The sequence below is a fragment of the Winogradskyella arenosi genome, assembly GCF_003337305.1.
Lineage (GTDB): Bacteria > Bacteroidota > Bacteroidia > Flavobacteriales > Flavobacteriaceae > Winogradskyella > Winogradskyella arenosi.
Genome location: NZ_QPJO01000005.1, coordinates 24,786 through 38,233 on the forward strand (window position 1 = coordinate 24,786; position 13,448 = coordinate 38,233).

Annotated in this window: 13 protein-coding genes; 9 read left to right on the forward strand and 4 right to left on the reverse strand. The window is 36.5% G+C overall.

Going from position 1 to position 13,448, the window contains the following annotated elements:
• Window positions 1–18 precede the first annotated feature (18 nt).
• The 9 genes from miaB (at window position 19) to DFQ08_RS13380 (ending at window position 8,699) form a co-directional block, all read left to right on the forward strand.
• Window positions 19–1,464, forward strand: a complete 1,446-nt coding sequence (miaB, locus tag DFQ08_RS13340) for a tRNA (N6-isopentenyl adenosine(37)-C2)-methylthiotransferase MiaB (protein WP_114310539.1) — start codon at window positions 19–21, stop codon at window positions 1,462–1,464.
• Window positions 1,465–1,476: 12 nt separating this feature from the next.
• The gene (locus DFQ08_RS13345) at window positions 1,477–2,409 is read left to right on the forward strand and encodes a hypothetical protein (RefSeq protein ID WP_114310540.1); all 933 of its coding nucleotides are present in this window, start codon (window positions 1,477–1,479) and stop codon (window positions 2,407–2,409) included.
• 3 nt (window positions 2,410–2,412) lie between these two features.
• Window positions 2,413–3,681 carry a sigma-54 interaction domain-containing protein gene (locus DFQ08_RS13350; RefSeq protein ID WP_114310541.1) on the forward strand — a complete coding sequence of 423 codons (1,269 nt, stop codon included), beginning with the start codon at window positions 2,413–2,415 and terminating at the stop codon, window positions 3,679–3,681.
• Between the two features lie 76 nt (window positions 3,682–3,757).
• Window positions 3,758–4,261 (forward strand): LptE family protein, encoded by a 504-nt coding sequence (locus tag DFQ08_RS13355; protein ID WP_114310542.1) that lies wholly within the window; start codon window positions 3,758–3,760, stop codon window positions 4,259–4,261.
• A gap of 4 nt (window positions 4,262–4,265) precedes the next feature.
• Complete coding sequence (locus tag DFQ08_RS13360; RefSeq protein ID WP_114310543.1) at window positions 4,266–5,222, forward strand: hypothetical protein; 957 nt, start codon at window positions 4,266–4,268, stop codon at window positions 5,220–5,222.
• A gap of 2 nt (window positions 5,223–5,224) precedes the next feature.
• The gene (gene secG, locus DFQ08_RS13365; RefSeq protein WP_114310544.1) at window positions 5,225–5,557 is read left to right on the forward strand and encodes a preprotein translocase subunit SecG; all 333 of its coding nucleotides are present in this window, start codon (window positions 5,225–5,227) and stop codon (window positions 5,555–5,557) included.
• 166 nt (window positions 5,558–5,723) lie between these two features.
• A complete protein-coding gene (locus DFQ08_RS13370; RefSeq protein ID WP_114310545.1) occupies window positions 5,724–5,999 on the forward strand; it encodes a co-chaperone GroES in 276 nt (91 codons plus the stop codon).
• A 107-nt stretch (window positions 6,000–6,106) separates the two neighbouring features.
• Window positions 6,107–7,738 (forward strand): chaperonin GroEL, encoded by a 1,632-nt coding sequence (gene groL, locus DFQ08_RS13375; protein WP_114310546.1) that lies wholly within the window; start codon window positions 6,107–6,109, stop codon window positions 7,736–7,738.
• Window positions 7,739–7,847: 109 nt separating this feature from the next.
• Window positions 7,848–8,699, forward strand: a complete 852-nt coding sequence (locus tag DFQ08_RS13380; protein WP_114310547.1) for a phosphatase PAP2 family protein — start codon at window positions 7,848–7,850, stop codon at window positions 8,697–8,699.
• 57 nt (window positions 8,700–8,756) lie between these two features.
• Here DFQ08_RS13380 and DFQ08_RS13385 read toward each other — a convergent pair whose 3' ends face one another.
• The 4 genes from DFQ08_RS13385 to DFQ08_RS13400 all read right to left on the reverse strand — a co-directional run bounded on the left by DFQ08_RS13385 (window position 8,757) and on the right by DFQ08_RS13400 (window position 13,388).
• Window positions 8,757–9,677, reverse strand: a complete 921-nt coding sequence (locus tag DFQ08_RS13385; RefSeq protein ID WP_114310548.1) for a YeiH family protein — start codon at window positions 9,675–9,677, stop codon at window positions 8,757–8,759.
• A 72-nt stretch (window positions 9,678–9,749) separates the two neighbouring features.
• On the reverse strand, window positions 9,750–10,634 hold the full coding sequence (locus tag DFQ08_RS13390; protein WP_114310549.1) for a LysR family transcriptional regulator: 885 nt from the start codon (window positions 10,632–10,634) through the stop codon (window positions 9,750–9,752).
• Window positions 10,635–10,718: 84 nt separating this feature from the next.
• Window positions 10,719–11,096 (reverse strand): heavy-metal-associated domain-containing protein, encoded by a 378-nt coding sequence (locus tag DFQ08_RS13395; RefSeq protein ID WP_114310550.1) that lies wholly within the window; start codon window positions 11,094–11,096, stop codon window positions 10,719–10,721.
• 51 nt (window positions 11,097–11,147) lie between these two features.
• On the reverse strand, window positions 11,148–13,388 hold the full coding sequence (locus DFQ08_RS13400) for a TonB-dependent receptor (RefSeq protein WP_114310551.1): 2,241 nt from the start codon (window positions 13,386–13,388) through the stop codon (window positions 11,148–11,150).
• Window positions 13,389–13,448: the final 60 nt, after the last annotated feature.

Here is a 13,448-nt window from a genome sequence, read left to right on the forward strand (position 1 = left end):
TTTTACGGAACACTAAAGATGGAGAAAATTATAGACGAAAATAAGCAAGGTGAATCCTTAATATTAGACAATAAAGAAGGAAATCAACGTAAATTATTTATTGAAAGCTACGGCTGTGCAATGAATTTTAGCGATAGTGAAATTGTGGCTTCAATCTTATCTGAGCAAGGTTTTAACACCACACAAACCTTAGAAGAAGCTGATCTTGTTTTAGTAAATACCTGCTCTATTAGAGATAAAGCAGAACAAACCGTTAGAAAACGTTTACAAGAATACAATGCTGTTAAACGTATTAACCCAAAAATGAAAGTGGGGGTTTTAGGCTGTATGGCAGAACGTTTAAAGACAAAGTTTTTAGACGAAGAAAAGATTGTTGATTTAGTGGTTGGGCCTGATGCTTATAAAGACTTACCAAATCTTCTTTCTGAAGTAGATGAAGGACGAGACGCCATAAACGTTATCTTATCTAAAGAAGAAACTTACGGCGATGTTTCTCCTGTAAGATTAAATAGTAATGGTATTACCGCTTTTGTTTCTATTACCCGTGGTTGTGATAATATGTGTACCTTCTGTGTGGTTCCTTTTACAAGAGGAAGAGAGCGTAGTAGAGATCCGCAAAGTATTATTGAAGAAGTAAACGACCTATGGAACAAAGGGTTTAGAGAAATTACACTCTTAGGACAGAATGTAGATAGTTATTTATGGTATGGTGGCGGCCTGAAAAAAGATTTTGCAAATGCCTCTGACCTACAAAAAGCGACCGCTGTTAATTTTGCCAAACTCTTAGAACTTTGTGCAAAAGCACAACCGAAGATGCGTATTCGTTTTTCAACGTCTAATCCGCAAGATTTCACTTTAGACGTGATTGAAACCATGGCAAAATACGATAACATCTGTAAGCATATTCACCTTCCAGTACAAAGTGGAAGTAACCGAATATTAAAAGAGATGAATCGACTACATACCCGCGAAGAGTATTTTGAGCTTATTGATAATATTAAACGTATTATCCCTGATTGCTCTATTAGTGTCGATTTAATCGCTGGATTCCCAACAGAAACCGAAGAAGACCATCAAGACACCTTATCGTTAATGCAGTATGTAAAATATAATTTTGGTTATATGTTTACCTATTCAGAACGCCCAGGAACACTTGCTGGTCGTAAAATGGAAGATGATGTTCCTGAAAAAGTTAAGAAACGACGCCTTAGTGAAATTATTAAATTAGAGCGTGAACATAGTGCCATGAATACCCGTGCGCACCTTAATAAAACGGTTGAAATTTTAATTGAAAAGGCTTCGAAAAAATCAGATGAACAATGGTCAGGGAGAACCTCTGATAATACCGTAGCCGTGTTCCCAAAAGAACATTATAAAGTGGGCGATTTAGTAGATGTCCTCATTACCGACTGCACCAGCGCTACGCTGATAGGAAAAGCCGTTGGATATTCAAAAAACAATTAATCAACAATATATATGAAAAAATTAGTTTTAATCGCATTTGCACTTAGTCTAGTCACAGCTTGTAACACAGAACCTTTAGATCCAGAATTAACCTCTGGAGGCGGAGATACTGGTGGTGGTAGCGGAAGTGAAAGTGCCGACTTAATGCTTTCTTCTTACGAATTGGATACCGATTTATTTGTGAGCTTTTTAGGCCTCCCTATAGAGACCACGACCAACTCGCTATTTAACATCAGTAATAATATCGTTGTTGGAGGCACCAATCAAATCTCGGCAAACCAAGGCCCTTTTGAAACGGAAAACCAAAGCATTACCCGAAACAGTTCAGGGCAAATAATAAGCTTCAGCTCTGTAAACGCACAAGGAACGACCACAAATGAAACGTTGGTCACTTATACCAATGGTGTAATTTCTCAGATTTCTTATGATTATTACGAAAACGACGAGGACGATTATGTTTACAACTTCACCTACGACGGAAATACGATCACCAGAACAGAAGAAAACACGACCATCTCTACTGTTTTTACCGTAGATAGTGCAGACCGTATCATTAAAAAGGAGTCTTTTGATGGGGATTTTGTATTACAAACAGAAACCATTGCCTATACCGCCAATGGTAACATTAGCAGTAGTACAACTACAGGCGAGATTGAAAGCAATACTACTTATCAGTTTGATGATCAAGAAAATCCGTTGAAAGTCGTTTTTGAAGACAATTACTTATTACAATTTTTAGAAGACGATTACAGCGAAGAGTTAGGGCCACAAATCGCACAATTTTTATCCACTAACAATTGGAATGCCGCTAATTTTAACGGTAGTACTTTTACCTTCGATTTAGATTATAATACCGCTGGCCGTATTTCAAGCCGTGTTATTGCCTATGATTTTGGGCCAGAATTTGCCTTTGAATTTAATGAAAGATTTAATTACGTTAACTAAGCAATGGAATCTATTCAAGCCATAAAACAACGTTTCGGGATTATAGGAAACGACCCTAAACTTAATCGCTCCATAGAAAAAGCGATTCAGGTTTCCCCTACGGATATTTCTGTATTGGTCACTGGAGAAAGTGGTGTGGGGAAAGAAAGTATTCCTAAAATTATACACCAATTATCACACAGAAAGCACGGAAAGTATATTGCCGTAAACTGTGGTGCTATCCCAGAAGGAACTATTGACAGTGAATTATTTGGACACGAAAAAGGAGCTTTTACAGGCGCTACCTCCACCCGATCGGGGTATTTTGAAGTCGCTAATGAAGGCACCATTTTTTTAGATGAAGTTGGGGAATTACCTTTAACAACCCAAGTGCGTTTACTTCGTGTTTTAGAAAATGGCGAATTTATAAAAGTAGGATCTAGCAAGGTTCAAAAAACCAATGTTAGAATTGTAGCCGCTACAAACGTCAATATGTTTGAGGCCATAAAAAAGGAAAAATTCAGAGAAGATCTTTACTACAGATTAAGTACGGTAGAAATTAATTTACCACCACTTAGAGATCGTAAAGAAGACATCCACCTATTATTTAGAAAATTTGCGAGTGACTTTGCGTTAAAATATAAAATGCCCACGGTAAAACTTACCGATGAAGCTGTCGTATTATTATTAAAATACCGTTGGAATGGTAACATCCGTCAGTTGCGTAACGTTGCAGAACAAGTCTCCGTTTTAGAACAGAACCGTACTATAAATGCAAATACACTTCAGAATTATTTGCCTAATACAGGCAGCAACTTACCTGCAGTTGTTAATAACTCTAAGTCTGAAGGTGATTTTAGCAGCGAACGTGAAATTTTGTATAAAGTTCTATTTGATATGAAGAGTGATCTTAATGATCTAAAAAAGCTCACCATGGAACTGATGAAAAAAGATAGCGATACTGATATACAAAAAGACAACGCGCATTTAATTCAAAAAATTTATGGCGACGAGAAAGACGAAGCCTTTGAAGCCGCTGTTGAAGATTTAGAGGTGCTTTCTATACCAGAACACACCAAAGAAACTTCCGAAGAAACCTTATCGCATCTTACCGACAAGTATGATTTTGCTGAAGAAATTGAGGAAGAAGAAACCTTATCGCTCCACGATAAAGAACTTGAATTAATTAAGAAATCTTTAGAACGTCATGGTGGAAAACGTAAATTAGCCGCTGCAGAATTGGGAATTAGCGAACGTACACTGTACCGTAAAATAAAACAATTCGATCTTTAATATCTTGTTTTAAATTTTGCACCCTCTAAAGAATGTGTATTATTGTAACGCCCTATAACCACTAATTAATGTGTTAATGAAAACATTTAAATATACCTTAATCCTGGCCATTTGTTTTGTTTGTTATGGCTGTAAAGTCAATTATTCCTTTACCGGAATTACAGATATGCCAGAATCGTTTCAGGTTAATTTCTTTCAAAATACAGCCGATATTATTGAGCCTGGTTTAGACCAACTCTTTACCAACACGCTTCAAGATCTTATCGTTAATCAAACCAGTGCAGAGTTAGTAACCTCAGGTGCCGAAGTTATTTACGAAGGCGAAATTGTAGAATATCGTATTTCTCCAATGACCGCAACTTCAGAAAATACCGCAGCACAAAACAGACTGACTATCAGTGTGAATGTTCGTTATATCAACACCAAAGATTCTGAAAAAGATTTTGAACGTCGTTTTTCATTTTACTATGATTATCCTGCGGAAGATCAACTTACAGGGAGCATTAAAGCTACGGCCTTTGACGAAATTTTAGAACGTCTTACCCAAGATATTCTTAATGCATCTTTAGCGGATTGGTAGCCTTATGCAACTTCAAGAATTAACATATTTATTAAAAGAACCTCAGGCGGTTAGTACTTTTGAAGTGGATACCCTTGCTGCGGCCATTAAGCAGTATCCGTACTTTCAACCCTTAAGAGCGCTCTATTTAAAAGTCTTGAAGCAAAAGGAAAGCTACAAATACAACAACACCTTAAAGACCACTGCGGCCTATACTACAGATCGTAGTGTTTTGTTTGACTTTATCACCTCTGATGTTTTTAATCAGAACGCGATTTCAGAACATATTAAACAAAATTTGGAAGCGATAAATGCTATTGAAGTCAATGCCATTGATGACATTACGGTTCAGAAAAGTGTGACTCTAGATGATGCCCTAAAAACACAAATTAAAGCCACCGAAGGCGTCTTAGACCCTGATCTTTTTGAAGCTAAAGCTTTAGAACCGCAAACTCCAAAAGTAGAACATAAGGCTCCGAAAACAACAGAAGGCCCAATCATTGCTATAGATGTAGACCAGATTACACCTGAAAAACAGCTTAAAATAGGAAGCCCTTTAACCTTTGATAAGTCCGAAAATCATTCGTTTACACAGTGGTTAAAAATTACCAGTTTTAAACCTATTGAGCGCGAAGAAGCAACAGAGGCTCCAGAAGAAATAGCTAAATCCGAAGCTAAAAAAGCAGAAATTAAGACACCATTACAAAGTAAATTAGCCATTATTGATAAGTTTATTAGCGATAATCCTAAGATTAAACCCGTGTCTAAAACAGCCCCAAAACCGAAGCTTGTAGATAATGATAGTGACATTTCGGACCGCTTAATGACGGAAACTTTAGCACGAATTTATCTCGAGCAAAAAAACTATGATAAAGCAATTCAATCTTACAAAATTTTAAGTTTGAAATATCCAGAAAAAAGTAGTTTCTTTGCACACCAAATAAAATTGGTAAAAGAATTAAAAGATAATAATACAATATAACAATGAGTGCATTTACAATATTTTTAGTCCTGATCGTAATCGTTGCTTTTTTACTTGTCGTAGTAATTATGGTACAAAACCCTAAAGGCGGAGGATTATCGTCGTCATTTGGTGGCGGAGGTACCCAACAATTAGGAGGCGTTAAAAAAACAGGAGACTTTTTAGACAAGAGTACTTGGTTCCTAGCAACTGCATTAATTGTTTTAATCTTAGCATCAAACTTAACCATTGGTTCTGGTGGTGGTTCTGAATCTAAAGCTTTAGATACTAATGAAACTACAGAGATGCCTGCAACACCTGCAGCTCCTACTACAGATACCAATACTGCAGACTAATAAAGATTACACATTATCATAACAAAAAGCCAACTTTTAAGAGTTGGCTTTTTTTATACCCATAAACCAGATTTAAAATCTGAAACTTTGTCAGCTATTCTCTATTGGCATAATTTTCGAACATACCCGATTATCAAACTAATAATTAACAAAAAACATATAAGTAATGAGTTTAAACATTAAACCTTTAGCAGACCGCGTTCTTGTAGAACCTATGCAAGCTGAAACTAAGACAGCTTCAGGAATTATTATTCCTGATAACGCCAAAGAAAAGCCACAAAAGGGAACTGTTGTTGCCGTTGGAAATGGAACTAAAGATGAGCCTTTAACTGTAAAAGTTGGTGATACTGTACTTTACGGAAAATATGGTGGAACGGATCTTAAATTAGAAGGCAAAGACTACTTAATGATGCGTGAGAGCGATATTTTAGCGATCATATAATTGTTTTTAATGTAATTTCTGTCATTCCGCCCTTTTATGTGGAATCGAAAATGTAAAATAAACTAATTAGACGCCTGCTGTAGCAGGACAAACAAAAACATAACAAAATGGCAAAAGATATTAAATTTGATATAGAAGCACGCGACGGTTTAAAACGCGGTGTAGATGCTTTAGCTAATGCAGTAAAAGTAACTTTAGGACCAAAAGGTCGTAACGTGATCATCGGAAAATCATTTGGTGCTCCACAAGTCACTAAAGATGGAGTTTCTGTAGCAAAAGAGATTGAATTAGAAGATGAGCTTGAAAACATGGGAGCTCAAATGGTTAAAGAAGTTGCTTCTAAAACCAACGATTTAGCAGGTGATGGTACGACAACAGCGACCGTTTTAGCACAAGCTATCGTAAAAGAAGGTCTTAAAAATGTTGCCGCTGGTGCAAACCCAATGGATTTAAAGCGTGGTATTGACAAGGCTGTAGAAGAAATTATTAAAGACTTAGAACAACAAACTGAAAAAGTAGGAAGCGACTCTGACAAAATTAAGCAGGTTGCCGCTATTTCTGCAAATAACGATGACACTATTGGTGAATTAATCGCTAAAGCTTTCGGTAAAGTTGGAAAAGAAGGTGTAATCACTGTTGAGGAAGCTAAAGGAATGGAAACTTATGTTGACGTTGTTGAAGGAATGCAGTTTGACAGAGGTTATTTATCACCTTATTTTGTAACAGACTCTGATAAAATGATTGCTGATTTAGAAAATCCATACATTTTATTATTTGACAAGAAGATCTCTAACTTACAAGAAATTCTTCCAATTTTAGAGCCTGTAGCACAGTCTGGACGTCCATTATTAATTATTGCTGAAGATGTAGAAGGACAAGCTCTTGCAACATTAGTGGTAAACAAATTACGTGGTGGATTAAAAATTGCAGCCGTTAAAGCACCAGGATTTGGTGACAGACGTAAAGCAATGTTAGAAGATATTGCAATCTTAACAGGAGGTGTTGTAATCTCAGAAGAAAGAGGATTCTCTTTAGAGAACGCTGACCTTTCTATGTTAGGAACTGCAGAAACTGTAACAATTGACAAAGACAATACAACCATTGTAAATGGTGAAGGTAATGCTGAAGATATCAAAGCTAGAGTAAACCAAATTAAAGCTCAGATTGAAACTACAACTTCTGATTACGACAAAGAAAAACTTCAAGAACGTCTAGCGAAATTAGCTGGTGGAGTTGCGGTACTTTATGTGGGTGCTGCTTCTGAAGTAGAAATGAAAGAAAAGAAAGATCGTGTTGACGATGCTTTACATGCCACACGTGCTGCGGTTGAAGAAGGTATTGTTGCCGGTGGTGGTGTTGCTTTAGTGCGCGCTAAAAAAGTCTTAGAAAAAATTACAACAGAGAACTTAGACGAAACAACAGGAGTACAAATTGTAAATAGAGCGATTGAAGCTCCTTTACGTACTATTGTTGAAAATGCTGGTGGAGAAGGTTCTGTCGTAATCAACAAAGTTTTAGAAGGTAAGAAAGACTTCGGATACGATGCCAAGTCAGAAACTTACGTAGATATGCTAAAAGTTGGTATTATTGATCCTAAGAAAGTAACACGTATTGCATTAGAAAATGCGGCTTCAGTTGCTGGAATGATCTTAACCACAGAATGTGCATTAGTAGATATTAAAGAGGATGCTCCTGCAATGCCTATGGGCGGCGGAGGCGGAATGCCTGGCATGATGTAAGCATCACTTACAGAATAACATGCTTTTGTATAATAAAGCAAACCTTAAAAGCCTTTGATGCAAATCAAAGGCTTTTATTATATTTGCACCTATTAAACCCCTAGCCTTTATGATGACAGCAGCAATGAAAAAAATTACAATTCTCTGTTTACTTTCATTAGTCTCAGTGTCTCTTTTTTCTCAAACCGACTCTACAACCATTTCTAAACCGAGTAAGATTTGGGATAATTTTAAATATGATACTAGAGTAACCTTACGCAGTGTAGGGAATTCTTTCACCCAACCTTTACGTTGGAAAGGTGATGATTTTGCAACCGCCGGAGGTATCTTAGCCGGAACCACCTTATTATACCTCAGCGATAATGAGGCTAACCGTATCTTTGCTAAACAAGCCGTTGGCGCCCCACAAATTCTAAAAGATTTTGGTTGGTATTTTGGAAGTCCACAAAACTTCTTTATGGTCTCTACAGGTATCTATGGTTTTGGATTATTAACCGATAATGAAAAAGTACGACATACCGGAATCTTAATTTTTTCTTCAGCCATTACCACAGGACTCATTCAATCCATTTCAAAAACCGTAGTCGGAAGGGCGAGACCTAATAGCGGAGACTATAACGAATTTGAACCGTTTAGCAACAAACCAGGCTTCCACTCTTTTCCTTCAGGGCACAGTGTTTTATCCTTTACCATGGCACATGCTATTGCCAAACAATTTACGAGTTTCTGGGCTAAAGCAGGAATTTACGCCGTGGGTTCCATTGCCCCTATTTCACGTTTATGGGAAGAGGCTCACTGGTTAAGTGATGTTGGTTTAGGTATGGCCTTAAGCGTCGTGGTGGTAGATGGCATTGAAAACTTTATGAATAAGAACAAATTCTACGCAGACGCTAAACCCAAAACTATCAGTTGGCGTGTAAGTGCTGGTGTAGGAACCGTAGGTGTAGTAGGGACGTTTTAGACCTTCTATGAAAACACTTAGAATATAATAAGCTTACCCTCTATACTACCTCCTTATTTAATTGAGGATGTAAACCAAGGAAAAAATAGAAATAAAAATCCAAAGTACTGAGGCGAGCACCAAAGGTCGAATCCCAAAAGATTTTAATTCTTTTACCGAAATCGTAGACCCTACTAAAAATAGGGTAACAATTAATAAACGTTTTGACAAGGAGACGATACCACTTGTTAAAACTTCAGGAAGCACCTGAGTACTATTTAAAACAATAGCCCCGATAAATAATAAGATAAAATAAGGAATCTTAAGTTTTTCGCCTTTAGTTTTAAATAAAAACATTGAGAAAATTGACAATGGAATAATCCATAAGGTCCGCGATAATTTTACCGTAGTTGCAATTCGCAAGGCTTCATCACCATAACCAATACTCGCCCCTACCACAGAACTGGTGTCATGTATAGCGACCGCACACCATAAACCAAATTCTTCTTGACTTAAATGAAGCCCATGCCCTATGACAGGGAAAACAAATAAGGCTATAGAATTAAGAAGAAAAACAATCCCTAACGCCATACTTATAACCCCACTTTTAGCTTTAATAACTGGTGCTATAGCCGCAATGGCACTTCCTCCACAAATTGCTGTTCCGGAGGCTATGAGGTAGCCTAATTTTAAATCTAATTTTAATAGGCGCACCAATAATAAACCTAAGCCTAGCGTTAAACCAATAGTAAACGCCGTTAGGCCTAAGCCTTCTTGACTGGTTTGAAGGGTTTCTTCTACTAACATTCCAAAACCCAAGCCTACCACAGAAATTTTTAAAAAATAAGGAATAGCCTTGTGGCTATACCCCATAAAAGGAGGATTAAAAATCAGCGTACAAATAAATCCCAATACTAAGGCGGTTGGACTATTTATAAACCCCAAAAGCGCTAAAACAATACAGAGCGAATAACTTATTAACGCTAAAATAACTTTCATGTCCTTTATATTTTACACAAAAGTAAACCTCAAGCATAACTTAACAGCAAATCATTTTATTATCTATAATAACTAAAAGTTATAATTAGTTCTAATGAAGTTTTCAAAAAATTCAAGATTCTGAGACTGAAACCCTGTACGTTTCACAAAATAAAACCAGCGTTCTATACTTAAATCGGTGATATCAATAATCTTTAATTTATTCGTCAATAAATCGTTATGAATTGCATGTACAGACAGTAAAGCATAATGATCAGAATGGTATAAATAATTTTTTATCGCTTCGGTACTACTTAAAGAGACCACTGTATGGAGTGCTTTAATACCGTTTTCTTTTAAAAATTGATCAATAATAGCTTTGGTCCCTGAGCCCTTTTCACGCTCAATCATAGGAATAGTTTTTAAGGTCTGTAGATCGATACTTCCCTTTTTAAAGCTGTTATTATTAACGTTGGTCACCAAGACAATTTCATCTTTAATAAACTTTTCAAAATGTAATTTCGAATTGTTAATACGGCCTTCAGTAATCCCGAAATCAATCTCTTCATTCAGAATTAAATCCTCTATACTTGAAGAATTATCACTAATAATTTCAAATTTAGTTTGCGGAAATTGAGCTCTAAATTTAGCAATACTCTTAGGTATAATATAATTGGATAATGTGGTACTAACCCCAAACCGAATCAACTCTGGAAACCTTTCTTTTTTATGTAGAAATTGTTCTTCCATTTCCGTATAAATGGCCAAAATTCTATTGACATAGAGCAAAAAGGACTTCCCGTCTTCAGTGAGTTCTATAGAATTTCGTTTTCTTACAAAAAGCGTGGTTTTATAGTCTTCTTCTAAAGTTTTAATAGATTTAGAAACGGCAGGTTGAGAGATAAACAACTGTTCCGCCGCCTTCGTAAAACTAAGATGTTTGGCAACAATTTTAAAGATATGTAACTTGGTTTTCATGAGCTCAATATACTAAGCAACAAAGCTATTACTTTTCATTTCATCCTATAAAAAAACCCGCATTAAGATGCGGGCTTTTATTTACTAACGGTTGTCTTGACCTTTATTTTCTACCTCATGATCTTTCTGTACCGCTTCATCACGATACCTACAACAAGGATGCACACTATTATACTGGGCTTCCGTAGCTTTAATCCCTTTGGTATCATGTCCTACGGCAGCAACTTTTTTAGAAATTGCTGAGACATCTGTTTTACGCGCGTCGTAGATCAGTTTTAACTCATGTGTATCTACCGCCCAAACTGCAGATTTTACACCTTTAGTTCTAATGGCTGCTTTTTCAATACGTTCTTTACACATTACACATACGCCATCAACTTCAATACTCGCTTTAGCGTTTTTATCTTGTGCCCATGTAAGACTTGTTATTAATACGGTTACTAAAAAAATAATTTGTTTCATATCTATTTCATGTTTTATGCTGCTCTATGGCCAGCGTTAGTTGTATTTATTCTATTTCATTCGGAAACGCAATCCGGCGTAATATAAACTGCCATAAATAGGTCCGTACACAAAGTTACTATCAAAATTTGAACCAAAGGGATTATCCGCACTAATTACAGGACGGTCTTGCCGTACATTGGTAACGTTTTCTCCTCCTAAATATAATTCAAATTGTGGAGAAAACACCTTCGTCATTTGTAAGTTTAAAGTACCTACAGTCGGCGATCTATCGGACAACTGATATTCTGCCGCACTTAAATCCGTGCTAGGAAGACGTTGAGAACTTAACCAGTTATAAGTGGCATCAAACTTCCATTGCGCACCGTTGTCTTTCACTGCGGTTTCATAAGACGCATTAGCAAATAAACGGTGTTTAGGCACTAATGGTTTTTCTAAGCTGCCAGAATTATAATCGGTTTTAATATCGTAGTACTTATAAGCCAAACGCATATCAAAATGTTCAAAGGCATTGTAATTAAATTCAAACTGGAAACTATTGGCATAGCTATCTCCTTCTAGATTATAAAAATTAACTTCAAAAGGATTCTCCCAATCTACAACCACTTGATTTTGAAAATCGGTTCTATAAAAATCGAACGTTACATCAGCTTTTCTTGCAAAGAGATTAAAACCTTGTAAATAACTCACCCCATAATTCCATGCTATTTCAGGATCTAAACCGTAAACTTTTCCACCGGAATTAAGGATATTAATTTGCCGCGCACTAGAAAACATGTTTTGATTTTCTGCAAAAATATTAGCGCTACGTTTCCCTCTACCAATTGAGGCGCGTAAAGCAGATTTCTCCCAAGGTGTGTAACGCACATGAAAACGTGGTGTTACAAAAAAGCCTAATCGGTTGTGTTGGTCTACTCTTAAACCAGCCGTCATGGTAAGCTTATCTAAATTATCATAAGCATACTCAAAGAAACCACCCACAGAATTTTCTGTACGCTCGTAAGTCGTATTATTCACCAATTCGTCGTAATGATCATAGGTAAAACTTAAACCTGTTTTTACTTTATGTCTAGAATCTGAAATGATGGTATTATACACCAGATTAGAATAAAAACTACTATGCTTTATATCGTATAAATTTAAGCCGAAATAGGAATCTTGTTCATGATGACTAAAAGCGGTTTGAAATCCTAGACTCTGGTAAGGAATTTCAGGGTTAACATAACCTAATTTTGTGGTAACTTCAAAACGTTCTGTCTCAATATCACTTCCCCAATAATTGGTTGTTCCTTGATCCCGCTCCGGATCAAAATTAACCTGCCCCCCTTGCTTTTCATCATTTAAATATTTTAAATTAATGAAGCTAACCACGCCTTTCTCGGGATTGGTATATTGCCAACGGTTCATAAGGTTTATTTGATTATAAAGTGGCATATCTAAAAAGCCATCATCATTGGTATCGTGCTTCTCTTGGTGTGTATTACCGTGAATATATACGCCAGTGCTCCATTTGTCAGATACCGCAGTATTAAAGTGGGTATTTAACTCTAAACGCTCATTAGATGCGCCATAAAGATTGACAAACAACTTATCATCAGTGGTCGGTTTTACCAACTCGGTATTAATTTGCCCTGCAATACTTTCAAACCCGTTAACCACACTTCCAGTACCTTTAGTAATTTGAATACTTTCTACCCAAGTTCCTGGAATAAAACTTAACCCATAGGCTTGCGAAGCACCACGTATGGCTGGAATGTTTTCTGTAGCAATTAAGATATATGGCGATGTGAGCCCCAACATTTTAATCTGTCGTGTCCCTGAAACCGCATCTGCAAAATTGACATCGATAGAAGGATTGGTTTCAAAGCTTTCGGCCAGATTACAACACGCCGCTTTTAACAACTCATCACTCGTTACTGTAAACGTATTAGAGGCTTTAAGATAAGATTTTTGTGTGGCTTGTTTACGGGTAGAAATCTCTACCGCATCTAACTCTTCACTTGCTTGAAGAATATGCCTTATGGGTTTATTTTCATTTACGGTTAAAGTATCTGTTTTAAAACCCACATAACTAATAACCAATTGATTGTAAGAAAACTTATAAGGTATACTAAATGTCCCATCTGCAGAGGTAATGGCCCCAATGGAGGACCCTAACCAATACACATTGGCTCCGGGTAAAGGTAATTCTTTGGTACTACTAGTCTCTAGTATGGTACCGGTTAATTCTTCTTGCGCTACCACCACATAAGATAGTAGGGCAAAACTTATTAAAAAATATATTTGCTTCATTGTATTTGATTTGAATGTATAACGTTAAGCAACAAAAGCGTGCTTTTTATAAACGAGGCG